Here is a 24,086-nt window from a genome sequence, read left to right as displayed (position 1 = left end):
CCGTTAGGAGTTCGGCCTGCCCGGTTTCAGGACTTCGCCACGGCCGGCAGCAGCTCCCGGACGCTCTCCAGTTCCGCCGACAGGACGACGACGTCGACCCGCCGGTTCAGGGACAGCTTGTCCCGCCCCGCGAGGGGACGGGCGTCGCCATAGCCGACCGAGGCGATGCGCTGGGGCCGTACGTCTCCGTCCTCGACGAGCGCGCGGAGCACGCGGGTGGCGCGGCTCGCGGACAGCTCCCAGTTCGTCGGGTACGGATCCACGGGACGCCGCACGTCCGCGTAGCCCTCGACCTCGAAAAACCGATCCGTCGGCGCCAGCACCGGGGCGATGGCGGTGAGGATCTCCCGGGCGTTCCCGGTCAGGTCCGCGCTGTTGGGCAGGAAGAACGTCTCCGCGCTGACGAGCCGGATCGTCAGCCCGCGTTCGTCGATGGAGAAGGCCGCGGCCCCCGCGTGCCCCGACGCCTTCAGGCGCTGCTCGATCTTGCGCTGCAGCTGTTCCAGGTCCGCCTGTTCCCGCGCGGCACGGCGCTGGAGTTCCCGCCGCTCGGTCACCGCGGACTCGACGTCGGTGAGCACGCCCTCCTTGCCGGCCATCTCCGGGGGCACCACGACACCCTCGGCGGTGTCCACGGTCTGCGACTGCTCGACGCCGAAGCCGGTCGCGAGCGAGGTCTTGAGCTTCTCGAATTTGGCCTGGTCGACCGTGGACATGGCGTAGAGCACGATGAACAGGCACATCAACACCGTGACCATGTCCATGTAGGACGCCATCCAGCGTTCCTCGCCGCCGCCGTGCTCCTCGTGGCCCCGGGAGCGGCGGCGCCGGCTCATGCCGCGTCCTTGACCGCCGCGGATGCGCCGGACTTCTTCTCGTTCAGTTCGTGGGCGGGCACCATGGCGCGCAGCCTCTCCCCCAGCAGCAGGGGCTGGCTGCCGGACTGGATCGCCAGGATGCCCTCCATGGTCAGCGTCATCCTGTCGACCTCCAGCTCGGAGATCCGCCGCAGCCGCGCCCCGATCGGCAGCCACAGGAAGTTCGCCGACACGAGGCCCCACAGCGTCGCAACGAAGGCCGCGGCGATCATGTGGCCCAGCTCGTCCGGCTTGGAGAGGTTCTCCAGCACGTGGGTGAGGGACACGACGGTCCCGATGATGCCGACGGTCGGCGCGTACCCGCCCATGCCGGAGAAGAACTTCGAGGCGATGCCGTCGGTGCTCTCCTTGGTCCCGATGTCGTCCTCGAGCTGCTCGCGCAGTTCCTCGCCGTCGATCCCGTCGGCCAGGTTCTGCAGGGCCCGGCGGAGGAACGGGTCCTTGGTTTCCTGGGCCTGCGCCTCCATGGCGAGCAGGCCCTCGCTGCGGGCCACCTCCGCGAGGGAGACCAGCCGGGCGATCAGCTCGCCCGGGGGCGCCACCTTGCCGCGGAACGCGGACGGCAGAGCCTTCACGGCCACGATCGCGTCCCGGACCGTGCCGCTGGCGATCGCCACGGCGATGGTGCCGAAGAACACCAGGATCATGGGGGCGGGCAGCAGGATCGAGCTGATGCTGGCGCCCTCCATGATCAGCATGGTGAACATGGCGCCGAAGGCCAGCAGGATGCCGATCAGTGTTGCGGGATCCATTAGTGCGTCCTCGGTCGAAGCTGGAGCGTGCCGTCGGACGGGCCGTTCGGGGGCGCGACGGGGTCGGTCCCCCGGGCCAGCGCCACGACGCGGGCCCTGAATGCTGCGATCAGCCCGACGACCTCGTCCAGGGACTCCACCACCACGTACTTCGCGCCGTTCACCATGACCAGCACGGTGTCCGGGTTTTCCTGGATCCGCTCGACAAGGTCCGGGTTGATGGCGAAGCGGCTGTTGTTCAGCCGGGTCACGACGATCATGGGCCCGTCCTTTCACGCACCACTCTCGGCACCGGTGGCGCCGCCGTTAGGCGGCGGCGCCGGTGCCGTCGTCCTAGCGCTTCAGGTTGGCCAGCTCCTGGAGCACCTCGTCGCTCGTGGTGATGATGCGCGCGTTGGCCTGGAAGCCGCGCTGCGCGACGATCAGGTTGGTGAACTCCTGCGAGAGGTCCACGTTGGACATCTCGAGCAGCCCGCCGGAGATCGAGCCGAGGCCGGCCGCGCCGGGGGCGGCGAACCGGATGTCCCCGGAGTTCGCGGTCACCGAGTAGCCGGATCCCCCGTTCTTCTCCAGACCGGCCGGGTTGGCGACGGAACCGAGCACGATCTGGGCGATCGCGCGCTGGGCCCCGTTGCTGAACGTGCCGGTCAGCGTGCCGTCGGCGCCGAGCGAGTAGGACTCGAGCATGCCGGCGGCCCGGCCGTCCTGGCCCGTGACGGAGACCGTCTCGAGGTCGGCGTAGCCGGTGACCCCGGCGAGGTCCACGCGGATCCCGCCGACGGTCAGCGCTCCGCCGCCGGTCTGCGCCCCGTTGGCGAAGGCCAGGGATGCGGCGCCGGTGGCCGCTCCGTCGCTCCCGGCCACGTCCCAGCCGGCCGCGGTGCGCGTGAACGTCAGGGTCAGCGTGCGGCTGGAGCCGTCCGCGCCGAACACCTCCCGGTCCTGCACCAGGGCGGTGCCGACCGCGGCGTCGGAGGGCAGGTTGCCCCCGACGGTCGCCGCCGTCGTGGCGGCGCCCGGTGCGACGGCGTCGCGCGGCAGCGTGATGTCCTGCAGCGCGCCCCCCGCGGGGACGACTCCGTTCACCGCAACCCACCCCTGGACGATCCCGCCCTCGGGGCTGACCAGGCGGCCGTTGCCGTCGAAGTCGAAGGCTCCCGCTCGCGTGAGGACGTTCTGGTTGCCCTGGCGGGTGACGAAGAATCCGTCCCCGGAGATCATCATGTCCGTGCTGCGCCCCGTGCTCTGCGCGGATCCCTGACTGTGGTTCGTGGTGATGCCCGCGATCTGGACGCCCAGGCCGACCTGCGCGGGGTTGCCGCCGCCGGCGGCGTCGCGCGGTCCCGCCGCCCCCTGCGTCATCTGCGACAGGGTGTCCTGGAACTGGGTGGAGGAGCTCTTGTAGCCGGCGGTGTTGACGTTGGCGATGTTGTTGCCGGTGGTGTCCAGCATGGTCTGGTGGGCGCGGAGGCCGGAGATGCCTGAGTAGAGCGAGCGGAGCATGGTGTGCCTTTCGGGGGGGCGGTGCGGGTGGGGTGGAGCAGCGATCGGAAACGTGCGGGGTCAGGCGGTGAGCGGCGGGGTGTCCGCCGCGCCCGGGGCCGGTTCGACGGGAGCATCGGGGGCGACGGGATCGACGGGTGCGTTGGGGGCGTCGGAAACCGGTGCGGAGGCGTCGCGCACGGCCACGATCTGCGAGTACGGGACCTGCAGGCCACCGATCGTCACCAGGGGTTCGTCGCCCGCGAAGGAGACGGCCGTGACCAGGCCCGCGATGCCCGTCGCCGCGTCGGTCTCGGCGAGTCGGCCCACCAGCGCCGCGGCCGCGGACCGCTGTTGGACGGCGAGCGCTGCGTCCTGGGTGTCGGCGAGCGCGGTGAGCCGCTCCATGGACGCCAGCTGCGTGGTCTGGGCGATCATGTCGTTGGTGTCCATGGGAGCGCTGGGGTCCTGGTTGCTCAGCTGGGTCACCAGCAGGTGCAGGAACACCTCCCCGTCCATGGTCTGCTTCGGGACACGCGCGGCCTGCGGCGAACCCGTCTGCCCCATGTCGATCGGCGAGATTGTCATGATCTTCCTTCCTAAGCCATCACGTCGAGGTGCTGGGTGGTCTGGTGGGGACGGCCGCCGACGGCGTCGGGGGCCTGCGCGGCCCCGTCCGGGGCCGTCCCGCTGCTGCCGCCGGCGCGCGTGGCGTCCCCCGTCGACGGCTGCTGGCGGGCGCCGTGGTGGGTTCCGTCCGGCCGGGCGCCGCCGTAGTCCGCGTGCTGTCCCGCGGGGTGGTTCGGCCCGGAGCCGGTTCCGCCCGCGGACGCACCGCCGCCGGACACGTCCCCCGCGGCGAGGAACAGGTACCCCGCGCCGGTGGACGCCAGGTCCCGACGGAGGTCCGGCAACATGGCGCGCAGTGCGTCCCGGCCCGCATCGGTGGGGGCCAGCAGCTCCACACGCAGGCCGTCGCCGCCGAGGTGGGCCTTGACCGTCACCGGTCCGACGCCGTCCGGAGCCACGTTGACGACCAGCGTCTGTTCGCCGCGTGGGCCGGCGACGAGCGACGCCACCGGCCCCGCCAGTTGCCGGTGCAGTGGCGGCGGCGCGGTTCCCGCCTGCGCGTGTGCCGTGGCCGGCACCGGAGGCGCCGGGGGTCCGCCGGCCGACCGCTCCGGCGCAAACTGCGGCGGACCTGCGAGAACCGCCGCGGAACCTTGCGCGTCCCCGGACGGCGCGCCATGCTGCGCCGCCGTGGCCGTGGAGGGAGCAGCGGAGGCAGAGGCGGGAGCGGTCGGTGAGGCGGGGGCTCCCTGCGGCCCCACCGCCCCGGTCCCGGCGGTCTCCGCCGCGTCGTCGTCTTGCGGGACCGCGGTGGCCGCGACACCCGTCGGGGTCGCGCCGTGCCCGGCAGTCGCGGTGGCCGCGACACCCGTCGGGGTCGCGCCGTGCCCGGCGGTCGCGGCATCCGCGGCCGTTCCGGCAACTCCCGCGGACACCCGGTGCCCGTCGGGGAAGGAGGTGCCGGCGGGTAGGCCCGCGTCGCCGTCGGCCGGGGATCCGCTGTGGGCAGGAGCGGCTTCGTCCGCAGGCGTCCGCGCGGCTGCGACATGGAGGGCGGAGGCACCGGGGACCACGGCAATCACGGAAGCGGCCCCAGGGGCGATGGCTGCGGCTTCGGGGACCGCGGCCTCCAAGGCTGCGGTATCGGAGGCAGCCGCATCGGAGGCAGCGGCATGGGAGGTAGCGGATTCGGAGGCAGCGGGGACGACGTCGGCCGCCGCGGCGTTCCCGGAGTCCGATGCGGTCGCCGCATCCACCCCGTCGCCGGGCACCGGGCGCGTCGTGCCGACGGTCGCCGACCAGGGCGCCGCGGCAGTGCCGGCGCCGCCCGCCGGGGACGGCTCCCGCCGCCCGGCCGGTCCTCCCGCCGCGGCGGATCCGGCGTCGTGCCGGCGGGGAAGTTCGGCGGCGAGCGCCGCGCCGAAGGACACTCCGGCGACGCCGGCTGCCGCCCCGGACGGCGCTCCGGCACGCCCCGGGAGCGCCACGGGTGCCACGGGTGCCACGGATGCAGCGGGCCCTCGGGCCACCATCGGCGCCAGCGCGCTCACGGCGCGGATCCCGCGGGGGCGGCGCTCGCGGCCGCCGACGACGCGGCCGGGACGATGCGGCGGATGGTCATGATGTCGGCGTCGGTCTCGAAGAGCTCGCGGATCGAGACGTTCTCTCCGGGACGTGGCGCGTGCAGCATCCGGTTGTCCCCCAGGTAGATGCCGATGTGCCCGCCCCCGCGGGTGACGATGAGGTCCCCGGGGCGGGCCTGCGCGAGGGAATCCACCTCCGCCCCCATGCGGGCCTGGTCCCGGGCCACGCGCGGCAGCTCGACCCCGAGGTCGCGGAAGGTGTGCTGGACCAGCGACGAGCAGTCCAGCCCCGTGGCCGGGTTGTTGCCGCCCCAGACGTACGGGATGCCGAGGTACTTCCGGGCCGTGGCGACGACGTCCGCGCCGGTGGTCCCGGCGTCCGCCTCCACCGGTCCCGCGGGCCGCGCGGCCGACACGGGGGCCGCCGACACGGGGGCCGCGGGCGCGGCTGGCGCGGCGCGGGCGACCTCCGCCGCCAGCGCCTCGGTGAACAGCGCGGCCGACGCCGGGGCGGACGCCGTCCGCGCCGGGGCGGCCCAGCCGGTGCCCGCGAGCTGCCCCGCCGTCAGACCCCCGGGCGCGACCGGCTGCGCGGCGCCCGCGTACAGGGACCCCGACGCCCCCGACGCCCCCGAGGCCGGCGCGGCCGCGGTCGCCGGGGACTGGGCGGTGGCGGGTGCCGCCCCGCTGATGCGTGCCAGCGTGGTCTGGATGGTGCCGATCCTGCCGATGGCGTCGCCGTAACTCATCGGTCCCCGCCCCTTCCGGTTTCCGGGCCGCGCGCGGCCAGCTCGTCGAGTGTGGTCTGTTCCCTGGCGAGGTCCTCGCGCGCCCGCTCCTCGGCGTGCCGGTCGCCGAGCTTCTGGAGCGCGACGGCGCTGCGGCGCGCGGCCCGGTGCTCCTCGGCCGCCGCGCGGGCTCCGGACTCGAGCGTCGCGACGAGCCCGTCCAGCTCGACCAGCATGCCGCGCGTCGAGGCGCGGGCCGCGGCGATGGCCAGCAGGGTGGCGGAGCTGTCGGCCTCCGCGGCGGAGTCCTCCGCCTCGGCACGCGCGCGGGCGCTGCGCGCCGCGCCGTCGCGCAGGCCGGCGTTCGCCGAGGCCAGCCGCCCGGCGGCCTGGGCCTCCTGGGCGTCGCGCAGCCGCAACAGCCCGGAGAGGCGGAACTCGCGGCCCATTGTCAGACCCCCACCCGGCGCACCAGCGCGTCGAGGTCCGCCCAGGACCGCGCGGCCGGGACCGGCTCGTCGAGGCGCTGGCGCAGGAAGGAGTTGATGGCGTCCTCGTGGTCGACGGCGGCGTCCACCAGCGGGTTCGCCCCGCGCTGGTACGCGCCGACGTCGAGCAGGTCCTGGGCCGCGCGGCGCGCCGCCAGCACGCGGCGCAGCGCGGACGCGGTGGCCGACTGCTCGCGCGACGTCACGCGCGAGGCCACGCGGGACACGGAGGAGAGGACATCGATGGACGGGAAGTGTCCGGCGACGGCCAACCGGCGGTCCAGCACCACGTGGCCGTCGAGCAGGGACCGGGCCGAGTCGGCGATGGGTTCGTTGTGGTCGTCCCCGTCGACCAGCACCGTGTAGATGCCCGTGATCGACCCGGCGGCGTCCGTCCCGGCGCGTTCGAGGAGGCGCGCGAGCAGCGAGAAGGTCGACGGCGGATAGCCCCGGGTGGCCGGCGGTTCCCCCGCCGAGAGGCCGATCTCGCGCTGGGCCATGGCCACGCGCGTCAGCGAATCCATCATCAGCAGGACGTCGGCCCCGCGTTCGCGGTGGAACTCGGCGATGCGCGTGGCCGCGAACGCGGCCCGCAGCCGCATGCGCGCGGGCTCGTCCGACGTCGCGACGACCACGATCGACCGCGCCAGGCCCTCGGGCCCGAGGTCCTCCTCCAGGAACTCGCGCACCTCGCGGCCGCGCTCCCCCACCAGGGCGATGACGTTGACCGCGGCGTCCGTGCCGCGGGCGACCATCGACAGCAGCGAGGACTTGCCCACGCCGGATCCGGCGAAGAGCCCAATGCGCTGGCCGCGCCCGACGGCGGTCATGGTGTCCACGGCCCGCACGCCGACCTGCAGTTGTTCGGTGATGCGCGCCCGGTCCAGGGGTGCCGGCGGGTCGTTCTCCAGCGGCACGCGCACATGGGGCCCGAGCGGCCCCTTGCCGTCGATGGGCCGACCGAGCCCGTCGAGGACCCGGCCCATGAGCCCGTCGCCGACCGGGATCAGCGCGGGACGCCCATTGCTGCGCACGGGATCGCCGGCCGCGACCCGGTCCAGGGGACCGAGCGGCATGCAGCGCAGGCCGGACCGCTGCGCGGCAACGACCTCGGCGGGAACGCCGCCGTCGCCGATGCGCACGACCGAGCCCACGGGGCAGGCCAGTCCGGCGACCTCGACGCTCAGCCCCACGATGGACGAGACGACGCCCACCCGCTGGGGCGCGGCGGCGGACAGCGCGGCGGCGAGGCCCTCGGTCCGCACCGCCGACACGCGGCGGCCCAGCTCGGGCCCGGCGGTCATTCCGTCCCCCCGGCGAGGGCCTCGCGGCACCGCGCCAGCGCCGTGGAGATCCGGGCGTCGAGGAAACCGTCCGGGAAGTCGGTGACCGCGTCCCCGCGGGTGAGCCCGGCGTCGGGGACCAGGCGCACCTCAGCGGCGCGCACCATGTCCTGCGGCAGCGCGGCAAGGTCCGCGGGGTGCAGGCGCACCGCGTGGACGGTGCGGGGCTCGACGCCCTCCAGCGCGCGGGCCAGCGCCGCCCGGGCGCCGTGCTCGGCGTCGGACAGCTCCGTGCCGAGCACGGCCTCCGCGAGCTCCAAAGCGGTCTCGACGAGGGTGTGCCGGACGTCGTGGACGACGGGCACCGTGCGGCGCTCCAGCGCGGCCGCCGCCCCGTTCAGCGCGGCGAGTGCCTCCGCCGCCGTGCGGTTGCGCGCCCGCTCCGCAAGCTCGTGGCGCGCGGCGAGTTCCTCGCGCAGGGCGCGCGTCCGCTCCTCCGCGGCGCGCAGGCCGGCGGCGTACCCGGCGGCGTAGCCCCGCACCCGCCCGGCGGCGGCGGCGCCGTCGTGGTCCGCGGGCGCCCCCACGGCGGCGAACACCGCGGGCTCGAAGGACGTCGCGGCCGCGGGTCCGGCCCCCGCCGCGTCGGCGAGGCCGTAGCCGTGGCCGGCGGACAGGGTGCGGCTAGGCGACATACCGGTCCTCGTCCCCGCTCCGCAGCGTGATCTCGCCGCCGCTCTCGAGCTGGCGCATGGAGCGGACGACGGCGGCGCGGGCGTCGTCCACCTGGGACTGCCGCACCTGCCCCGCGCCCGCCGTCTCGGCGTCGAGGATCTCCTTGGTGCGGTCGGAGATGTTCGACCGGATGGCCTCGGCGACGGCGGCGTCCGCGCCCCTCACGGCGAGCGCCAGGGTCGCGGGGTCGATGCCGCGCAGCACCCGCTGCACGTCGCGCCGTTCGAACCTGACGATGTCGGCGAAGGAAAGCATCCGCGCGCGGACCTGCTCGGCGAGCACCGGGTCGCGCAGCTCGAGCTGCGCCATGAGGTCGCGCTCGACCGCGGTGTCCGAGCGGTTGATGATGTCCACCAGGGGCTGGATGCCGCCGACGGCGTCGGCGGGCGCCCGGGGCGCGACGACGGCGCCGGACCGCGCCTTCAGCGTCTCGGCCACGACCCGGACGGCCTCCGGGGACGCGGGACCCATTGTGGCCAGGGCCCGGGCGACGTCCGTCCGGTGCGCGGGGTCGAAGCCGGCGAGCACCGCGGAACCGATTTCCGGACGCAGGTGCGCCAGGACCAGGGCGGTGGTCTGCGGCAGCTCTCCATCGAGCAGGGCGCCGACCTGTACGGCCTCCGCCGACTCGAGGAACTCGAAGGACTTCCCGGCGAGGGAGGACGCGAGGCGGTCCATCACCGTCGTGGCCCGCTCGCTCCCGAACGAGGCCTCGAGGAGTCCCGCGGCGACCTCCCGCCCGCCGCGCGCGGTGGCGCGGCCCGACGTCGTGATCTCGTGGACCTCCGCGAGCGCCCGCTCGGCGACGTCGCTCTCCACGCTGCGGAGGCGGACCAGCTCGGCGGCGATCTCGTCGGCCTCGAACTCGCTGAACTGGCGCATGACCTCGGCGGCGCGGGAACGCTCCATCTGCATGAGGACGATCGCGACCTTCTGCGTGCCGGTCAGGCCGGCGGCCGGGCTCATACCGGGGCCCTGTCGTCCATGACGCTGCGCAGGTGTTCGGCCATCTTCGCCGGGTCGCTGGCCGCCATCGCATCCAGGTCGGCGCGCAGCCTGTCACTGTCGCTCTCCGCGCCGAGCATCGGCACGGCCACGGGGACGCTCGCGATCGCGGCGGTGGCCGGCGCCTCGGGCGCCGGTTCGAGGGCGCTGCGGAACTCCTGCAGCTCGCCGAGGTCCACGGGTTCGCGGTTCTGGCGGTTGCGCCGCAGGTACAGGAACAGGACGGCGGCGATGACCAGCGCGAGGACCGCGACGCCGGCGATCACCAGCGTGCGCAGGAGATCGGCCGCGCGGGCTGCCTCCTCCGCGGCCGCGGCGGCGGCGAGAGCCTCCTGGGCCGCCGCGGCGTCCGCCGCGTTGAACGGGACGACGGCGACGCTGATGCTGTCCCCACGCTCGGCGTTGACGCCCGCCGCGGTGCCGATCATCTCGGTCAGCTGCTCGACGTTGAACCCGCCGGCCGCATCCTGGTTGAGCGCAACCGACACCGACTGGCGGTTCAGGGTCCCCGAGGGGATCGACCGGTTCTCGGTCACCTTGTTGACCGCGTTCGAGCGGTCGGTGGTCTCCGAGTTGAACGTGCCCTCGCCCTGGCCGCCGTCGGGCACGGCGATGTTGTCGGGCCCGAGGACGCCCGCGGAGCCGCCGCCGGTGCCCTGGTACTCCTCGGTCTTGGTGGATTCCTGCAGGGCTGGGGCGCCGGCCGGGTTCTCGAAGCTCTCCTCGACGCGTTCCGCGGACTCCAGGCTCATGTCGGCGGCGACGGCGACGGTCGCGTTGCCCCGGCCGACCACGCGGTCGAGCATCCCCTGGACCGAGGCGGCGACGCGCTGCTCGTAGTCGGAGGACTGCTGGTCCGCGCCGCCGGCGATGCCGATGCCCACGGCGGACAGGAGGTTCCCCGACGCGTCGACGACGGCGACGTTCTCGGGTTTCATCCCGTCCACGGCGGCGGAGGTCAGGTGGACGACGGCCTGCACCTGGTCGTTGCCCAGCGCGATGCCGGGCGTCGTCTCCACGAAGATCGAGGCCGTCGGCTCGGTGACGGCGTCGACGAAGACGGTCTCCTCGGGGATCGCGAGCTTCACGGAGGCGGTCTTGACGCCGTCGAGCGCGGAGATGGTGGAGGCCAGCTCGCCCTCGAGGGCGCGCTTGTAGGTCACGGTCTGCTGGAACTCGCTGGAGGTGACGCCCATGTCGTCCAGCAGGGAGTACCCCGACTGGCCGGCGGTGGGCAGGCCCGCCGCGGCGGCCTTCAGGCGCGCGTCGTAGACGTGCTCCTCCGGAACCAGGACGGCGGTGCCCCCGGCGGCGAGCTCGTAGGGCACGCCGTCGGCGCGGAGCTGTTCCACGATGGTGCTGGCGTCGGCGGGCTGGAGCCCGGAGAACAGGGGCGAGTAGCGCGGCTGGGACACGAAGGTGGCCAGCGTGATGCCGCCGAGGATCAGGACGGCGACGCCGATGAGGGCGACGGTGCGCTGGCCCACGGTGAACCCGCGGAGCGTGTCCCCGAGCTTGGCGAGCGGGGCGGGAACTCGTGCCATCAGGCCTGCATCCTCATGATCTCGTTGAAGGCCTCGACCCCGCGGTTGCGGACGGTCGCGACAAGTTCGAGGGCCACGGAGGCCCGGGTGGAGGCCAGGGTCGCCGCGTGCATGTCCGTCAGGTCGCCGGTGACGGCCTGGACGGCGAGCTGGTTCGACGTCCCCTGCAGCTGCTGCACGTCACCGACGGCACCAACGAGGGCGTTCGCGAAGGAGGCTCCCCCGGTGCCCGGGACCTCCGCCGCGGAGGGGCCGGCGAGGTAGCCGGTGGGCATCGACGGCGCGACGGCCGAGACGGCCAGGGGGAAGGCGCTCACGAGTTGCGTCCGATCTGCAGTGCTGCCTGGTAGGTTTCCTTGGCCCGGTCCACGACGGCGGCGTTGGCCTGGTAGCCGCGTTGGGCCATGATGAGGCTGCCCATCTGCTCGGACATGTCGATGTCCGGGTAGCGCACGTTGCCGTCCGCGTCGGCCAGCGGGTGGGCGGGCTCGTGGACCAGCCGGCCCTCGGCGCTGCCGAGCTCGGTTCCGGCGACGTACACGCCGGCCTCCCCGCCGGCCCGAGCCAGGACGTAGCGGGCGCGGAACGCCTCGCCGTCGCCCGGGGCGGCAGTGTTGATGTTGGAGAGGTTGTCGGCCACCGAGTCGAGCCATTTGCGGTGCACGGTGAGCGCGGTGCCCGCGATGCCGATCGCGTCGAGGGCCATCAGTTGCTCCTCAGCGCGGTGCGGATGCCGTCGAAGGAGCCCGACGCCGCCTGGGCCGCGAACTGGTAGCGCAGCACGGTGTCGATGTTGGACAGCGTCTCCGTGTCCATGTTGACGTTGCTGCCGTCGAGCCGCGTGGGCTCCAGCGAGGCGGACGTGGTGGCCGCGGCCCGGCCGTCGCCGTCGAGCACGGACGCCGCCAGGGCGCCCTCGAACTCGACGCGGCGCGCCTGGTATCCCGGGGTGTTGACGTTGGCGATGTTGTTCGCGATGGCTCGTTGGCGCAGGGCCAGGCCGTCGAGTGCGCTGCTTAGCGCCAGCGAGGTCACGGATTCGAACACGGGCGTGCGCTCCAGGGTCGTTCAGTGGCCCATCCGTGGGCTAGGGGGTGAGCCATCCGTGCTCACTGGCAACCATCGGCCGCCCGCGCCGGTGCGTTAGCAGTTCCGCGCGGCATTCCCCACGGCGTTCTACCCAGTCAGGTCCACATACACCGAGGCGCCGGCGTCGTGCGCGCGCGGCACGGAACGCACGGCGGCGAGCTGCCGCCCGGCGTCGCGCCGCGCGCCCTCCGTGAGGGCCTTGACCTCGGCGATCTCGCGCAGCAGTTCCGCCGCCCGCTGGCCCAGGTCCCGTGGCAGCGGCCCGAGCCCGGACGGCGGGCGCCACGCGCGCTCGGGCGCCTCCCGGGCCAGGCCCGCGTAGGCCTCGATCCCGGCCTCCAGGGCGTGGCGGAGCCGTGCCGTCTGCTCCTCGAGGTCGGCCAGGGCCGCGCGCCAGCCGGCGCCGGTCAGGTCAGCCAAAACCGAGCATCCCGCCACTGGTGCCCGCGGGTCGCGCGGGCGGGGCGCTGTTTCCGAAGGACGCCGCTCCGACGGGCGCGGTTCCGAACCGCGCGGCCCCGAAGGCGGCCGCCGCTACGGGCGCGGACCCGGCGGCGGACCCTGTTGCCGTGGGGGGGACACCGACCGCGGCGGCCTCGTGCCAGGCGGTGCGCAGGGGTTCCAGCAGGTCGATGGCCTCGCGGGTGCGGGCGGGGTCGCGGTGGATGTTCGCCCCGGTCATCGCCGTGGTGACGTAGGCGTAGAGGCCCAGCAGCCCGTCCGCTCCGTCCCAAGCGTCGCGGCGCAGCGACGAGCTCAGCTCGGTGACGATGGCCTGCGCGTGGAGGAGGTTCTCCGACGCCACGGCCCAGTCCGCGGCGTGCTGCGCGGCCTCGGCCCGGCCGAGGTCCAGCAGGAGCCGGTCGTAGAGCATGGTCAGCAGCCGGGCGGGACTGGCGGAGAGGATGGCTTCGCGGTTGAGCTGGGCGCGCTTCTGCGCGGCGTTCATGATCATTTCTGGTTGCTCGCGTTCGGAAGTGCCGACAGTTGGGAGGTGAGCCAGGAGGACTGCGAGTTCAGCGAGCTGAGCTGGACCTCGAGGGCGGAGTAGGTGCGCTCCAGCGTGGACCGCCGGGCGTCGAGCCGCCGGTCCCACGCGAGGACCTGGTCGTCCATGGAGCTGATGAGCGACTTCTGGCCGGTGATGCGGGAGGTGATCTGGCCGTCGTACTTGTCGGAGACCTCCCCCGCGGCGGTGGCCACGCGGGAGGCGATGGCCTGCAGCGTCGCCTCGACGCGGGCGGGGTCGGCGGCCAGCGCGGCCTGGAACTTCTCGGCGTCGTACTCGACCGTGCCGTCGCGGGTGACGCTGATGCCGATCTCCGACGGCGACCGGCCGTCGACCGGGGCCGTCGCGGCACCCATGATCTTGCGGTTGACGTCGCGCACGGTGCTGTCGCCGTTGAAGACCATGCCCTTCGTCGCGCCGCCGGAGCCCGCGGAGGACGCCGAGTTGGTGGCGATGAAGCCGAAGAGCCCGTTGAGCGAGGAGACCAGGTTCTCGGCGACCTTGCCGGCAGCCTCGGTGTCGCGGACCACGGAGACGGTGAGCGGCTCGGGCCCGGCCGCGGAGACCGTGACGTCGAGCCCGGGCAGCAGGTCGGTGAAGGTGTTGGTGGAGGACGTGACGGTCTGCGCGGCCGCGGTGCCGGCCCACAAGGTGACCTCCGCATCGCGGGCGGCCTTGACCTCGGTGAGGCCGGCGGTGGTTCCGGAAAGGGTGAACGCGCCGTCGGCGCCGCTGTCAGCGGCCGTGAACTGAATGCGGTACTGGCCCTCCCCCGCCGCCACCTTGACGGCCTTCACGCCGGCGTCTGAGGCGTTGACCGCGGAGACGACGTCGTCGATTGAGGTGGAGTTGGCGGCGACGGCGGTCTGCGTGCCGTCAGCCGCGGTGATCGTGAAGGACGTCTCGGGCCACGCGGCCAGCGGTGCCGAGACGGTGGTCTGCGCCTGCGCGGTCTGGCCGACGAGGACCTCCAGCGAACCGGCGGTGGCGCCGGCCCGGGCCGTGGCCGCGGCGGCGGTCGAGGAACTCGTGGCGGAGTAGACCTGCAGCGTCTCCGGCTTGGCGGAAGTCTTGGCCAGCTCCGACAACGCGGCGACGCGGGTGTTGAGGGCCTGCAGCGCGGAGACCATCGTTTGCGCGGAGGAGACCTTGTTCTTGAGGATGTTCTGCGGGATCGCCTCGGCCTGCATGAGGGAATTGATCAGGGTGGTGGTGTCCAGGCCGCTGGCGAGGCCGTCGAGCGAGATGCCCATACCGCTTCCCTTCGTGGTTCCGGGTGGTCGCCGCGAACGTCCCGTGGCGGCCGTGCTCCGGGCCGGAGCCCGGCGCCGGTCGCCACGGGACGTTCTGGGGTGGTGCGTGCGGTGTCAGCCGCATGTGCTACCGCTGGTGCTAGCCGAGGAGCTGGAGCACGCCCTGGTTGGACTGGTTCGCCTGCGCGAGCATGGCGGTGCCGGCCTGGGACATGATGTTGGCGCGGGTGAAGTTGACCATCTCGGCGGCCATGTCGACGTCGCGGATGCGGGACTCCGCGGCCGTGAGGTTCTCGCGGCCGACGTTGAGGCTGTTGATCGCGGACTCGAATCGATTCTGTGCGGCACCGAGGCTCGAGCGCTGGGTAGAGATCGCAGTGATCGCTGTGTCAATTGCTTCGATCGTAGTTGCAGCAGCCGCGTTATCCGTCACATCGAAGCCGGTGCCAGCTGTAGTGGCATCGGCAGCCATGAGACCCCCGAGTCCTGTCGCGATGTCCGCCACCTTGACACTGATGGTGTTGACTCCAGCTCCGGCAGTGGCATCTCCATCAGCGCCGACCTGGAAGGTCATGTCGGCACCCTTCATCAGGTTCAACCCATTGAACGAGGTCGATTCCGTGAGTCGGCGGAGTTCCTTGCTAAGTTCATCCGCTTCGGTCTTGATAGCCGTTCGAGCATCGCCATTGTTGGAGTCGTTGCCGCCCTGGACAGCCAGGTCGCGCATACGCTGCAGGATCGAGTGGACCTCAGTCAGGGCGCCTTCTGCGGTCTGGATGACCGAGATGCCGTCCTGGGCGTTGCGGGCGGCGACCGCCATCCCGCTGGACTGTGCCCTCAGGCCCTCGGACATAGACAGCCCGGCTGCGTCGTCGGCGGCGCGGTTGATGCGCAGGCCGCTGGACAGCTTCTCCAGCGACTTGGACAGGTCGTTCTGCGTGTTGGACAGGTTTCGCTGCGCGTTGATCGAAGCGAGGTTGGTGTTGACTGCCATACCCATGGTGAATTCCTCCGTGAAGTGGGTGTTCTAACGGGTCCGTCCGTGGACCTCGAAAACACCTATCGGCCGGAGGCGGCCGGGCCGTTAGCCGCGGCGGAAAAATCTCCCGCGGCGGCCTTTCCTAGACCACCGGGCGCAGCCACTGCGCGGAGCGCGCGGTCCGGGCGATGCCGCCGGCCGCTTGCTCGCCGAGCGTCTTGACGTAGTTGTTCCGCCGCTGGGCCGCGATGCGCGACGCCGGTTCGGCGTCGGACACGGTGTCGGAGTCGGCGTAGTGCGCCTGCAGCCCGTCGCGCAGCAGCCGCATGGCCTCGGAGCGCTGCTGGGACACCGCGGAGTGCGTGATCCCCAATTCCAGCGCCACCTCCTTGACGCTCGAGCCGTCGAAGTAGATCCGCCGGACGATGTGCCGCATCCGCTCCGGCAGGACGTCGACGGCCGTCAGCAGCACGCCGGAGCGTTCGGCGGCGAGCAGCTGCTGCTCGGGGGTCTCGGTGTCGGAGGCCAGGTAGTCGGCCATCGCGTCGTCGATACCAACGACGGTCCGGGCGGCGTCGCGCAGCGCGGCGGACGCCGCCTCCTGGTCCACGCCCATCGATTCGGCGAGCTCCGCGAGGGTGGGCTTGCGGCCGAGCACCGCCGTCAGGGTGTCCTGGACGGCCCGGGCTTCCTTGATGCGCTTCCGCGCGCCGCGGGTGGCCCAGTCGCTGGAGCGCATGTCGTCGGCGAAGGCGCCGAGGATCCGGCGGCGCGCGTACGCCCCGAACGGCACTCCGAGCGACGGATTGAAGGACTCGGCGGCGGACATCAGGGCGATGGCACCCACGGACGCCAGGTCCTCGCGGGACAGGTGGGTGGCCCTGGCGCAGATTTCCGACGCCAAATAGCCCACCAGGGGCAGGTTCTCGACAACCATCTGGTTGCGCACAGTACGATCCAACAAGCTCGCCCTCTCAATGAGCATGAGTATCCGGCAACAGATACTGAGGGCAGAGCGAAGATCCCCCCCAAGAGAGATAGTAACGCTTTAAAGATCACGATTGGGTGACGTTCGCCACTCCTTACATTCGGCCGCGGCCCGCCGATAAACTCTAGTGTCAGGGGCGCCTTGGGGGACCCGAAATTGAAGAGGGGATCGACGCCGCATGGGGACTAACGAACTATCTGTTTTGCTGTGGAAGGAACGCGAGCTGCTGGAGTTGCTGCAGTTCAAGCTGGAGGAGGAGCAGCTGCTCCTCGTGGCCGGGAAGACGCGCTGGATCGCGACGGCCACCCGGGAGGTGGAGAGCGTGCTGGAGAAGGTCCACGCCGCCTCCCTGGCACGCTCCGTCGAGGCATCGGCCGTCGCCGAGGCCTGGGGCCTCCGCGCGGACGCGCCGCTGGCCGACATCGCCGCCGCGGCGCCCGAGGGGCCTTGGAAGTCGATCCTCGGCGCCCACCTGACGGCGTTGCAAGCCGTCACCGCCGAGATCGAGCGCCTGCGCGACGCGAACGAGCAGTACCTCCGCGCGGCGGCGCGTTCGGCGCAGGAGACGCTGGCGACCCTCGGCGAGAACCAGTCGACGTACGGCCCCACCGGTTCGTCCGGCGCCGCCCAGCCGGGCGCCCGCATCCTCGACACGAACCTCTAGGGAGACGACGTGAGCACCTTCGGCGGCCTCAACACCGCGATGACCGGACTCAACGCCGCCCGCCTGGCCATGGAGACCGCTGGCCAGAACATCGCCAACGTCGGCACCGCCGGCTACACCCGGCAGCGCGCCGACGTGACCTCGGTGGGCGCGCCGGCGACGGTCGGGCCGCTGGCGGGCCGTCCCGCCGCGGGGCAGGGGGTGTCGATCGTGGGCATCGCCCGGCTGGCCGACGCGCACCTGGACGCCCGGGTCCGCGGAACCGCCGCCGCCGCCGGCTTCGCCGACACGCGTGCCGCCGGCCTGGCCGACCTCGAGGGGATCCTGCGGGAACCGGGCCAGAACGGCCTGTCCTCGCTGCTCAGCGGCTTCTGGGCCGGTTGGCAGGAGGTCGCGAACCGGCCCGGGGATCCGGCGCCGGCCGCCGCCCTGATCGGCGCGGCGCAGCAGCTGGCCTCCCGGTTGTCGGCGTCGAGCCGGGAACTCGACCAGCAGTGGACGGCCCAGCGCGGCACGCTGGATTCACTGGTCTCCGAGCTGAACTCGTCCGCCGGACGCGTGGCCGAGCTGAACGGTTCCATCCGCTCCACCGTCGCCGCCGGCGGCAACGCCAACGAGCTGCTCGACCAGCGCGCCACGCTGACGGCCCGGATCGCCGAGCTTTCCGGAGCCACGGTCCGCGACGCCGGCGACGGCACGGTGGAGGTCCTCCTGGGCGGCAACGCGCTCGTGGCCGGAACCTCCGCGCGCACCGTGCAGGTGAGTGAACAGGCTCAGGGCGCGCGCGTTCCGGGCGGCGGGACCCCGGCGCTGGAGTGGCGGCACCGCCCGGGCGAGGCGCTGAGCCTCGACGCCGGACGCATCGCCGGTTCGCTGTCGCTGCTGGCCCCCGCCGACGGAGCGGGGACGGGCGGCCCCATCGCCGAGCTGTCCGCGGCGCTCGACACCGTCGCCGCCGCCCTGGCGGACACGGTCAACGAGGTCCAGCTCGCCGGGGCACGGCCCGACGGGCGGCCCGCCACCGCGTTCTTCGGGTACGACGCCGCGCGCCCGGCCGCCTCCCTGGCCGTCCTCGCCGCCGGCGCCCACGAGCTCGCGACCGGCACCCCCGGCGCGGGCCCGCTGGACGGGTCCAACGCGGACCGCATGGCCGCCCTGGCCGACGCGCCGGGCGGCGCCGACGCCCTCTGGTCCGCCACCGTCCTCGCCATCGGGACGGCCACGCGCGCCGAGGCGCAGCAGTCGGTCCTCGCCGCCGTCGCGTCCGTCGCGGCGGCCACGCAGCAGCAGTCGGCCGCCGGCGTCTCCCTCGACGAGGAGAACGTCGCCCTGATCGCGCACCAGCACGCCTACCAGGGCGCCGCGCGCGTGATGACGGCCATCGATGAAATGCTGGACACGCTCATCAACCGCACCGGCGTCGTCGGACGCTAGACGGAGGAGACATGATCAACCGAGTCACCAACACGGGCGTCAGCGCCGCGGCGCAGCGCAACCTGCAGGCCGCGATGGTGCGCCTGGCCACGGTGCAGGAGAAGGCGTCCTCGCTCAAGGAGATCTCGCGGCCCAGCGACGATCCCGCGGGCGCGGCGGACGCCATGGCCGTCCGCGCGCAGCAGCGCGCCAACGAGCAGTACACGCGCAACGCCCAAGACGCCCAGCTGTGGCTCTCCACGGTGGACAACGCCCTGTCCGACGCCACGTCCGTGCTGCATCGCGTCCGCGACCTCACGGTCCGCGGGGCCAACGACGGCGCCCTCTCCCCCGCCGGCCGCGAGGCGATCGCGATCGAGCTCGAGGAGCTCCGCGACGGCCTCGTCGCGGCGGCCAACACCCAGGTCATGGGCCGTAGCGTGTTCGCGGGCACGTCCGACGCCGGCGCGGCGCTGGGACCCGGCAACACGTTCGGCGGCGGCGCCGGAACGGTCGAGCGGCGCACGGGCCCGTCCACCACGGTGCGCGTCGACGCCCCCGGCGCCGAGGCGTTCGGCGAGGGCGACGCGAGCGTGTTCGCCCTGGTCCAGGCCATCGCCGACGACCTGCGCGCCGGCACCAACGTCGGCTCCCGGCTCGGCGAGCTGGACGGCCGCCTGCAGGCGGTGCTGTCCACGCAGGCCGCGGTCGGCTCCCGCCACGCCACGGCCATCGCGGCCGCGGACGCGCTCCTGGACGACGCCGTCGCCCTCGAGGGCCGCCGCGGATCCCTTGAGGACGCCGATCTCGGCACAGTGGCGCTGGAGCTGAAGACGCAGGAGGTCGCCTACCAGGCGGCGCTCTCCGCCTCGGCCCGCACCCTGCAGCCGACGCTGATGGACTTCCTGCGATGAGCGCGGCGCTCACCTTCGCCGTCCCGATGCCCGGGCTCGAGGCGCTGTCCGACTTCGCGCTGGTTCCGGTGGAGGACGCCGTCGGGCTGTACTCGCTCGAATCCGCGGACGACGCCGGCGTGCGGCTCTTCCTGCTCGACGCCGCCACGCACCTTCCGCGCTACCGGCCGGTCTTCAGCGCCGAGCAGCTGGGACGCATCGGCGCGCCCGCGGCGGGCGAGCTGAGCGTCCTGGCGGTCGTGAACACGTCCGACGGCCAGCCGACCGTCAACCTCCTGGCCCCGCTGCTCGTGAACACCGGGACCGGCGCCTGCGCGCAGACCATCCTCGACGGCCAGGACTGGCCGCTCCGCGCGCCGCTGGGCTCGGTGGCGTAGGGTCCGAGTGGCGTAGGGCCGGAGCCTCGGCACGACGTAGGCTGTCCGCGTGGCCATCCTCATCGATCCGCCCCTGTGGCCGGCACACGGGACGGTGTTCTCCCACCTCGTCTCCGACGAGTCGCTGGAGGAGCTGCGCGACTTCGCCCGCGAGGCGGGCCTGCCCGAGCGCGCCTTCGACCGCGACCACTACGACGTTCCCGAGCGGCGCTACGCGGACCTCGTGGCCCGCGGCGCCGTCCCGGTGGCGGCCACCGAACTGGTGCGGCGCCTGGTGCGCAGCGGCCTGCGCGTCCCGGCCCGGCAGCGGCCCGAGAAGCTGGACGGCATCCTCGCCGCGGCCTGGGCCAAGCTGGTGCCGGAGAGCCCGGCGACGGGGCACGGGCTGATCCTGCGCTGGTCGGAGGAGCACAGGCACTACCACGATAGGACGCACCTGCTCGCGGTGCTGCGCGCGCTGGACCTGCTGGCGCGGTCGGGCGAGCCCGTGGGCGGCCTGCCGCGCGCGCCGTGGCTGGCCGCCTGGTTCCACGACGCCGTCTACCGGGGGTCCGCGGGACGCGACGAGGAGGACTCCGCGGACCTCGCCGTGCGGACGCTGGCCGCCGCCGGCCTCCACGCCGCGGAGGTCGACGAGACGGCGCGCCTGGTCCTCCTGACCGCCGACCACCGGCCCGACCCCGCGGACCCGGCCGGGCTGCTGCTCAGCGACGCCGACCTCGAGGTCCTGGGCCGCGCCCCCGCCGAGTACGCCCGGTACGCCGCGGCCGTCCGCCGGGACTACGCGCACGTGCCGGACGCGCGCTTCGCGTCGGGCCGCGCCGCCGTCCTGGGCTCCCTCCTGTCCTCCGACGCGCTGTACGGGACGGGCACGGCCCGCGGGCTGTGGGAGGACCGGGCCCGCGGCAACCTGCGCTCCGAGCTCCTCCGCCTCGGCGGCGGGCCACCGGCGGCGTAGGCCGCGGAACGCCGATGGCCGCGGCCCCCGTGAGGGGACCGCGGCCATCGTGGCGTCGGGATCCGACGCCGTGCCGGTCGGAGACCGGCGAGGGACGTGCCGCCGGGGCGGCCGGCCGGCTAGAAGCCGCCCATGCCGCCCATCTCGTCGCCGCCCGGCATGGCCGGCGCGGCCTTCTCGGGCTTGTCGGCGACGACGGCCTCCGTGGTGAGGAACAGGCCCGCGATGGAGGCGGCGTTCTGCAGCGCGGAACGGGTCACCTTCACCGGGTCGTTCACCCCGGCGGCCAGCAGGTCCTCGTAGACGCCCGTGGCGGCGTTCAGGCCGTGGCCCGCGGGCAGGCCCTTGACCTTGTCGGCGACGACGCCCGGCTCCAGGCCGGCGTTGAAGGCGATCTGCTTCAGCGGGGCCTCGATGGCGACCTTGACGATGTTGGCGCCGGTGGCCTCGTCACCCTCGAGGGTGAGCTTGGCAAACGCGCGGGCGCCGGCCTGGATGAGGGCCACGCCGCCACCGGCGACGATGCCCTCCTCGACGGCCGCCTTCGCGTTGCGCACGGCGTCCTCGATGCGGTGCTTGCGCTCCTTGAGCTCGACCTCGGTCGCCGCGCCGGCCTTGATGACGGCGACGCCGCCGGCCAGCTTGGCGAGGCGCTCCTGGAGCTTCTCGCGGTCGTAGTCGGAGTCGGAGTTCTCGATCTCGGCGCGGATCTGGTTGACCCGGCCCGCGATCTCCTCGGCGTTGCCGGCACCCTCGACGATGGTGGTCTCGTCCTTGGTGACGACGACCTTGCGGGCCTGGCCCAGCAGGTCCAGCGTGGCGGTCTCCAGCTTGAGGCCGACCTCTTCCGCGATGACCTGGCCGCCGGTGAGGATGGCGATGTCGGCCAGCATGGCCTTGCGGCGGTCGCCGAAGCCCGGAGCCTTGACGGCGACGGACTTGAAGGTGCCGCGGATCTTGTTGACGACCAGGGTGGCCAGCGCCTCGCCCTCGATGTCCTCGGCGATGATCAGCAGCGGCTTGCCGGACTGCATGACCTTCTCCAGGACGGCGACGAGGTCCTTGACGTTGGTGATCTTCGAGTTGACGATCAGGATGTACGGGTCCTCGAGGACCGTCTCCTGGCGCTCGGCGTCGGTGACGAAGTAGGCCGAGATGTAGCCCTTGTCGAAGCGCATGCCCTCGGTCAGCTCGAGGTCCAGCCCGAAGGTGTTGGACTCCTCGACCGTGATGACGCCTTCCTTGCCGACCTTGTCCAGCGCCTCGGCGATGAGCTCGCCGATCTGGGTGTCGCCGGCGGAGATGGACGCGGTGGCGGCGATCTCTTCCTTGGTCTCGATCTCCTTGGCGGAGGACAGCAGCTCGGCGGTGACGGCCTCGACGGCCTTCTCGATGCCGCGCTTCAGGCTCAGCGGGTCGGCGCCGGCCGCGACGTTGCGCAGGCCTTCCTTGACCAGGGCCTGTGCCAGAACGGTGGCGGTGGTGGTGCCGTCGCCCGCGACGTCGTCCGTCTTCTTGGCAACTTCCTTGACGAGCTCCGCGCCGATCTTCTCGTACGGGTCGTCGAGCTCGATCTCCTTGGCGATGGAGACGCCGTCGTTCGTGATGGTGGGGGCGCCCCACTTCTTCTCGAGCACGACGTTGCGGCCACGCGGGCCGAGGGTCACCTTGACGGCGTCGGCCAGGATGTTCAGGCCCCGTTCGAGGCCGCGGCGTGCTTCCTCGTCAAATGCAATCATTTTGGCCATAGCGGCGTGTGGTCCTTTCGGGACAATCATGCGTTTTCGTAGGCCGGAGGCAACGCCCGCGACGGACGGGAACTGGCCGGCGACATCGGTACGCCGGCCGGACACCCTCGCTGCATCTGGCCCGGATTCACCCGTGGTGGCCGCTTCCGCCCCGCGCCCCCGGTCTGCCCGGTGGCACTTAGCAGTCGCGGTACCCGAGTGCTAAGTCAATTATTGGCACTCTCGCATCGAGAGTGCAAGCCGTGCGGCAGACCGGGAAAAGATTTCCGACGCCGGGGCGCCATCGCTAGCCGTAGTTGCGGCCGAGGACCACGGAGACCTCGACCGGAATGTTCGGGGTCTGGAAGACGGTGGGGATGCCGAGCACGCGGGCGGCCTCCTCGGCCGTGGCGCGGGAGTCGTCGGTCGTGAAGTACACGACGGGGTAGTCGACCTGCTTGGCCCAGTTCCCGGAGGTCACGGCGGTGAACCCGCCGCCGGCAAGCGCCGCGGCGCCGCCCGCGGCGACGCCGACCCGGCCCGAGCCGTTGTACACCGCGACGGGGACCGCGTAGTCCACCGCGGCCGACGCGGCCCCGGCCTCCCCGGCCGCGTCCGCCGCCCCGGTGGGTTCGCCGGCGTCGGACGACTCCGCGGCCGAAGACTCCGCGGCGGAGGATTCGGTGGCCGTGGATTCGGCGGCCGGGTCCGTCGCGGCACCCGTGGACGCCGAGGCGGCGCCGGCGGACTGCCCTGTCGGCTCGGACGCGGTGGCGTCCCCCGCCCCCGCGGGCGACGCGGCGACGGCGTCGGAGGATCCCGCGGACGCGGTGTCCGCCGGGGTGCCCGCGAACTGCGGCAGGACGAAGAACGAGAAGATCCCGACGACCAGCGCCAACACGCCGACACCCATCAACAGGCCGAGCCCGGAGCCGCGGGCGGCGCCTTCGGCCTCGTTCCGGTGGATCCCCTTGCGGTCGGTGAATTCCGGGACCCTGTCGAATTCGTCGTTCGCGTATTGGCTCATGGCTGTCCTTGGTCCTGATGGGTTCGTCGGCGGCCGCCGCTGGTCTGGTCTCCCGGCCGGTGGATCACCGCCCTCACCAGGCCTCCGCGGGCCCGCGTCTCGGCTCAGGCCTCCGTGGCCAATCGCCGGGCGCTGCGGGCGCGGTGCCGGGTTGAACGTAGTCTACGCAATCTCTTCACCAGCATCGGATCATGCGCCAGCGCGGCCTCCGTGTCGATCAGCGCGTTGAGCAGCTGGTAGTAGTTGGCCGCGGAGAGGTCGAACAGCTCCCTGATGGCCTGTTCCTTGGCGCCGGCGTATTTCCACCACTGCCGCTCCAACTCGAGCATGCGCCGCTCCCGTTCCCCGAGTCCGCCGGACTCGCCGGACGCGTCCGCGGCGGCCTCCGGCTCGATGCGATCCGCTCCCATGGCACCCCTTCTCTCGGTCCGTGCCGCGCCTGGCCGCGGCAGGCTTCCATGCTAGTTCCGAATGACAGGGTTGTCATTTGGTCGCAGGCCCCGCCCGCCGGGGAGAATGGGCCCATGGATCCCACGCAGGAAGCCCTCTTCGACGACCCCCGGCCGCCGCGCCCCGCCACCACCGGTGCCCCCGCGGACGGGGTCCCGGACGGGGGTCCGGCGGGCGGTGCGGCTGGCGG

General features: G+C 73.2%; 28 protein-coding genes. 5 read left to right on the top strand and 23 right to left on the bottom strand.

Annotated elements, in window-relative coordinates:
- Positions 1-26 precede the first annotated feature (26 nt).
- The 20 genes from ACETWP_RS12245 to ACETWP_RS12150 all read right to left on the bottom strand — a co-directional run bounded on the left by ACETWP_RS12245 (position 27) and on the right by ACETWP_RS12150 (position 16,327).
- Positions 27-836, bottom strand: a complete 810-nt coding sequence (locus tag ACETWP_RS12245; RefSeq protein ID WP_373972536.1) for a flagellar motor protein MotB — start codon at positions 834-836, stop codon at positions 27-29.
- The gene (locus ACETWP_RS12240; RefSeq protein WP_373972535.1) at positions 833-1,630 is read right to left on the bottom strand and encodes a motility protein A; all 798 of its coding nucleotides are present in this window, start codon (positions 1,628-1,630) and stop codon (positions 833-835) included. The genes ACETWP_RS12245 and ACETWP_RS12240 overlap by 4 nt, the downstream gene beginning before the upstream one ends.
- Positions 1,630-1,890 (bottom strand): flagellar FlbD family protein, encoded by a 261-nt coding sequence (locus tag ACETWP_RS12235; protein WP_373972534.1) that lies wholly within the window; start codon positions 1,888-1,890, stop codon positions 1,630-1,632. The genes ACETWP_RS12240 and ACETWP_RS12235 overlap by 1 nt, the downstream gene beginning before the upstream one ends.
- Before the next feature lie 73 nt (positions 1,891-1,963).
- A complete protein-coding gene (locus ACETWP_RS12230) occupies positions 1,964-3,133 on the bottom strand; it encodes a flagellar hook protein FlgE (RefSeq protein ID WP_373972533.1) in 1,170 nt (389 codons plus the stop codon).
- A gap of 60 nt (positions 3,134-3,193) precedes the next feature.
- Complete coding sequence (locus tag ACETWP_RS12225; RefSeq protein ID WP_373972532.1) at positions 3,194-3,700, bottom strand: flagellar hook assembly protein FlgD; 507 nt, start codon at positions 3,698-3,700, stop codon at positions 3,194-3,196.
- An 11-nt stretch (positions 3,701-3,711) separates the two neighbouring features.
- Positions 3,712-4,260 carry a flagellar hook-length control protein FliK gene (locus tag ACETWP_RS12220; RefSeq protein ID WP_373972531.1) on the bottom strand — a complete coding sequence of 183 codons (549 nt, stop codon included), beginning with the start codon at positions 4,258-4,260 and terminating at the stop codon, positions 3,712-3,714.
- Between the two features lie 968 nt (positions 4,261-5,228).
- Positions 5,229-6,014, bottom strand: coding sequence for a C40 family peptidase (locus ACETWP_RS12215; RefSeq protein WP_373972530.1), 786 nt, complete (start codon positions 6,012-6,014; stop codon positions 5,229-5,231).
- Positions 6,011-6,442, bottom strand: coding sequence for a flagellar FliJ family protein (locus tag ACETWP_RS12210; protein WP_373972529.1), 432 nt, complete (start codon positions 6,440-6,442; stop codon positions 6,011-6,013). The genes ACETWP_RS12215 and ACETWP_RS12210 overlap by 4 nt, the downstream gene beginning before the upstream one ends.
- A 2-nt stretch (positions 6,443-6,444) precedes the next feature.
- Positions 6,445-7,785, bottom strand: a complete 1,341-nt coding sequence (locus tag ACETWP_RS12205) for a FliI/YscN family ATPase (protein WP_373972528.1) — start codon at positions 7,783-7,785, stop codon at positions 6,445-6,447.
- On the bottom strand, positions 7,782-8,459 hold the full coding sequence (locus ACETWP_RS12200; RefSeq protein ID WP_373972527.1) for a FliH/SctL family protein: 678 nt from the start codon (positions 8,457-8,459) through the stop codon (positions 7,782-7,784). The genes ACETWP_RS12205 and ACETWP_RS12200 overlap by 4 nt, the downstream gene beginning before the upstream one ends.
- Entirely contained in the window at positions 8,449-9,465 is a 1,017-nt protein-coding gene (gene fliG / locus ACETWP_RS12195) for a flagellar motor switch protein FliG (protein WP_373972526.1), read from the bottom strand. The genes ACETWP_RS12200 and fliG overlap by 11 nt, the downstream gene beginning before the upstream one ends.
- Entirely contained in the window at positions 9,462-11,048 is a 1,587-nt protein-coding gene (gene fliF / locus ACETWP_RS12190) for a flagellar basal-body MS-ring/collar protein FliF (RefSeq protein ID WP_373972525.1), read from the bottom strand. Before fliF ends, fliG begins: the two co-directional genes overlap by 4 nt.
- Complete coding sequence (fliE, locus tag ACETWP_RS12185) at positions 11,048-11,323, bottom strand: flagellar hook-basal body complex protein FliE (RefSeq protein WP_373972622.1); 276 nt, start codon at positions 11,321-11,323, stop codon at positions 11,048-11,050. The genes fliF and fliE overlap by 1 nt, the downstream gene beginning before the upstream one ends.
- 38 nt (positions 11,324-11,361) lie before the next feature.
- Positions 11,362-11,754: a flagellar basal body rod protein FlgC gene (locus ACETWP_RS12180; protein WP_373972524.1), complete on the bottom strand. Its 393-nt coding sequence runs from the start codon at positions 11,752-11,754 to the stop codon at positions 11,362-11,364.
- Complete coding sequence (locus ACETWP_RS12175; protein ID WP_373972523.1) at positions 11,754-12,095, bottom strand: flagellar basal body rod protein FlgB; 342 nt, start codon at positions 12,093-12,095, stop codon at positions 11,754-11,756. Before ACETWP_RS12175 ends, ACETWP_RS12180 begins: the two co-directional genes overlap by 1 nt.
- 129 nt (positions 12,096-12,224) lie before the next feature.
- Positions 12,225-12,557: a hypothetical protein gene (locus tag ACETWP_RS12170; protein WP_373972522.1), complete on the bottom strand. Its 333-nt coding sequence runs from the start codon at positions 12,555-12,557 to the stop codon at positions 12,225-12,227.
- Positions 12,550-13,092 carry a flagellar export chaperone FliS gene (locus ACETWP_RS12165; RefSeq protein WP_373972521.1) on the bottom strand — a complete coding sequence of 181 codons (543 nt, stop codon included), beginning with the start codon at positions 13,090-13,092 and terminating at the stop codon, positions 12,550-12,552. The genes ACETWP_RS12170 and ACETWP_RS12165 overlap by 8 nt, the downstream gene beginning before the upstream one ends.
- Positions 13,089-14,399, bottom strand: coding sequence for a flagellar filament capping protein FliD (gene fliD / locus ACETWP_RS12160; RefSeq protein ID WP_373972520.1), 1,311 nt, complete (start codon positions 14,397-14,399; stop codon positions 13,089-13,091). The genes ACETWP_RS12165 and fliD overlap by 4 nt, the downstream gene beginning before the upstream one ends.
- 139 nt (positions 14,400-14,538) lie before the next feature.
- Positions 14,539-15,399, bottom strand: coding sequence for a flagellin N-terminal helical domain-containing protein (locus ACETWP_RS12155; RefSeq protein WP_373972519.1), 861 nt, complete (start codon positions 15,397-15,399; stop codon positions 14,539-14,541).
- Between the two features lie 121 nt (positions 15,400-15,520).
- Positions 15,521-16,327, bottom strand: coding sequence for a sigma-70 family RNA polymerase sigma factor (locus ACETWP_RS12150; RefSeq protein WP_373972518.1), 807 nt, complete (start codon positions 16,325-16,327; stop codon positions 15,521-15,523).
- Between the two features lie 217 nt (positions 16,328-16,544).
- Between ACETWP_RS12150 and ACETWP_RS12145 the strand changes: the two genes are divergently transcribed.
- From ACETWP_RS12145 to ACETWP_RS12125, 5 genes are read left to right on the top strand one after another with little or no spacing between them, the layout of a single operon-like run.
- Positions 16,545-17,030, top strand: a complete 486-nt coding sequence (locus ACETWP_RS12145) for a flagellar protein FlgN (RefSeq protein ID WP_373972517.1) — start codon at positions 16,545-16,547, stop codon at positions 17,028-17,030.
- A gap of 9 nt (positions 17,031-17,039) precedes the next feature.
- The gene (flgK, locus tag ACETWP_RS12140; RefSeq protein ID WP_373972516.1) at positions 17,040-18,464 is read left to right on the top strand and encodes a flagellar hook-associated protein FlgK; all 1,425 of its coding nucleotides are present in this window, start codon (positions 17,040-17,042) and stop codon (positions 18,462-18,464) included.
- Positions 18,465-18,475: 11 nt separating this feature from the next.
- Positions 18,476-19,357, top strand: coding sequence for a flagellar hook-associated protein FlgL (gene flgL, locus ACETWP_RS12135; RefSeq protein ID WP_373972515.1), 882 nt, complete (start codon positions 18,476-18,478; stop codon positions 19,355-19,357).
- On the top strand, positions 19,354-19,734 hold the full coding sequence (gene fliW, locus ACETWP_RS12130; protein WP_373972514.1) for a flagellar assembly protein FliW: 381 nt from the start codon (positions 19,354-19,356) through the stop codon (positions 19,732-19,734). Before flgL ends, fliW begins: the two co-directional genes overlap by 4 nt.
- A gap of 49 nt (positions 19,735-19,783) precedes the next feature.
- On the top strand, positions 19,784-20,692 hold the full coding sequence (locus ACETWP_RS12125) for a DUF4031 domain-containing protein (protein WP_373972513.1): 909 nt from the start codon (positions 19,784-19,786) through the stop codon (positions 20,690-20,692).
- Positions 20,693-20,811: 119 nt separating this feature from the next.
- On the opposite strand, the gene groL is transcribed toward ACETWP_RS12125, so the two are convergent.
- The 3 genes from groL to ACETWP_RS12110 form a co-directional block, all read right to left on the bottom strand.
- Positions 20,812-22,440: a chaperonin GroEL gene (gene groL / locus ACETWP_RS12120; RefSeq protein ID WP_373972512.1), complete on the bottom strand. Its 1,629-nt coding sequence runs from the start codon at positions 22,438-22,440 to the stop codon at positions 20,812-20,814.
- Positions 22,441-22,726: 286 nt separating this feature from the next.
- A complete protein-coding gene (locus tag ACETWP_RS12115; RefSeq protein ID WP_373972511.1) occupies positions 22,727-23,446 on the bottom strand; it encodes a LytR C-terminal domain-containing protein in 720 nt (239 codons plus the stop codon).
- A 104-nt stretch (positions 23,447-23,550) separates the two neighbouring features.
- Positions 23,551-23,856, bottom strand: a complete 306-nt coding sequence (locus tag ACETWP_RS12110; protein ID WP_373972510.1) for a DUF3263 domain-containing protein — start codon at positions 23,854-23,856, stop codon at positions 23,551-23,553.
- Positions 23,857-24,086 lie beyond the last annotated feature (230 nt).

This window comes from Arthrobacter halodurans, assembly GCF_041877255.1.
GTDB classification, from domain to species: Bacteria; Actinomycetota; Actinomycetes; order Actinomycetales; family Micrococcaceae; genus Arthrobacter_N; species Arthrobacter_N halodurans.
The sequence above is the reverse complement of the archived record's forward strand: the minus strand, read 5'-3'. Positions and strand labels throughout refer to the sequence as shown.

Bases quoted from the DNA above. Each gene is read 5' to 3' on its own strand.
- ACETWP_RS12245 (WP_373972536.1), bottom strand. From the start codon at position 836: ATGAGCCGGCGCCGCCGCTCCCGGGGCCACGAGGAGCACGGCGGCGGC.
- ACETWP_RS12240 (WP_373972535.1), bottom strand. From the start codon at position 1,630: ATGGATCCCGCAACACTGATCGGCATCCTGCTGGCCTTCGGCGCCATG.
- ACETWP_RS12235 (WP_373972534.1), bottom strand. From the start codon at position 1,890: ATGATCGTCGTGACCCGGCTGAACAACAGCCGCTTCGCCATCAACCCG.
- ACETWP_RS12230 (WP_373972533.1), bottom strand. From the start codon at position 3,133: ATGCTCCGCTCGCTCTACTCAGGCATCTCCGGCCTCCGCGCCCACCAG.
- ACETWP_RS12225 (WP_373972532.1), bottom strand. From the start codon at position 3,700: ATGACAATCTCGCCGATCGACATGGGGCAGACGGGTTCGCCGCAGGCC.
- ACETWP_RS12215 (WP_373972530.1), bottom strand. From the start codon at position 6,014: ATGAGTTACGGCGACGCCATCGGCAGGATCGGCACCATCCAGACCACG.
- ACETWP_RS12210 (WP_373972529.1), bottom strand. From the start codon at position 6,442: ATGGGCCGCGAGTTCCGCCTCTCCGGGCTGTTGCGGCTGCGCGACGCC.
- ACETWP_RS12205 (WP_373972528.1), bottom strand. From the start codon at position 7,785: ATGACCGCCGGGCCCGAGCTGGGCCGCCGCGTGTCGGCGGTGCGGACC.
- ACETWP_RS12200 (WP_373972527.1), bottom strand. From the start codon at position 8,459: ATGTCGCCTAGCCGCACCCTGTCCGCCGGCCACGGCTACGGCCTCGCC.
- fliG (WP_373972526.1), bottom strand. From the start codon at position 9,465: ATGAGCCCGGCCGCCGGCCTGACCGGCACGCAGAAGGTCGCGATCGTC.
- fliF (WP_373972525.1), bottom strand. From the start codon at position 11,048: ATGGCACGAGTTCCCGCCCCGCTCGCCAAGCTCGGGGACACGCTCCGC.
- fliE (WP_373972622.1), bottom strand. From the start codon at position 11,323: ATGCCCACCGGCTACCTCGCCGGCCCCTCCGCGGCGGAGGTCCCGGGC.
- ACETWP_RS12180 (WP_373972524.1), bottom strand. From the start codon at position 11,754: ATGGCCCTCGACGCGATCGGCATCGCGGGCACCGCGCTCACCGTGCAC.
- ACETWP_RS12165 (WP_373972521.1), bottom strand. From the start codon at position 13,092: ATGATCATGAACGCCGCGCAGAAGCGCGCCCAGCTCAACCGCGAAGCC.
- fliD (WP_373972520.1), bottom strand. From the start codon at position 14,399: ATGGGCATCTCGCTCGACGGCCTCGCCAGCGGCCTGGACACCACCACC.
- ACETWP_RS12155 (WP_373972519.1), bottom strand. From the start codon at position 15,399: ATGGGTATGGCAGTCAACACCAACCTCGCTTCGATCAACGCGCAGCGA.
- ACETWP_RS12145 (WP_373972517.1), top strand. From the start codon at position 16,545: ATGGGGACTAACGAACTATCTGTTTTGCTGTGGAAGGAACGCGAGCTG.
- flgL (WP_373972515.1), top strand. From the start codon at position 18,476: ATGATCAACCGAGTCACCAACACGGGCGTCAGCGCCGCGGCGCAGCGC.
- fliW (WP_373972514.1), top strand. From the start codon at position 19,354: ATGAGCGCGGCGCTCACCTTCGCCGTCCCGATGCCCGGGCTCGAGGCG.
- groL (WP_373972512.1), bottom strand. From the start codon at position 22,440: ATGGCCAAAATGATTGCATTTGACGAGGAAGCACGCCGCGGCCTCGAA.
- ACETWP_RS12115 (WP_373972511.1), bottom strand. From the start codon at position 23,446: ATGAGCCAATACGCGAACGACGAATTCGACAGGGTCCCGGAATTCACC.
- ACETWP_RS12110 (WP_373972510.1), bottom strand. From the start codon at position 23,856: ATGGGAGCGGATCGCATCGAGCCGGAGGCCGCCGCGGACGCGTCCGGC.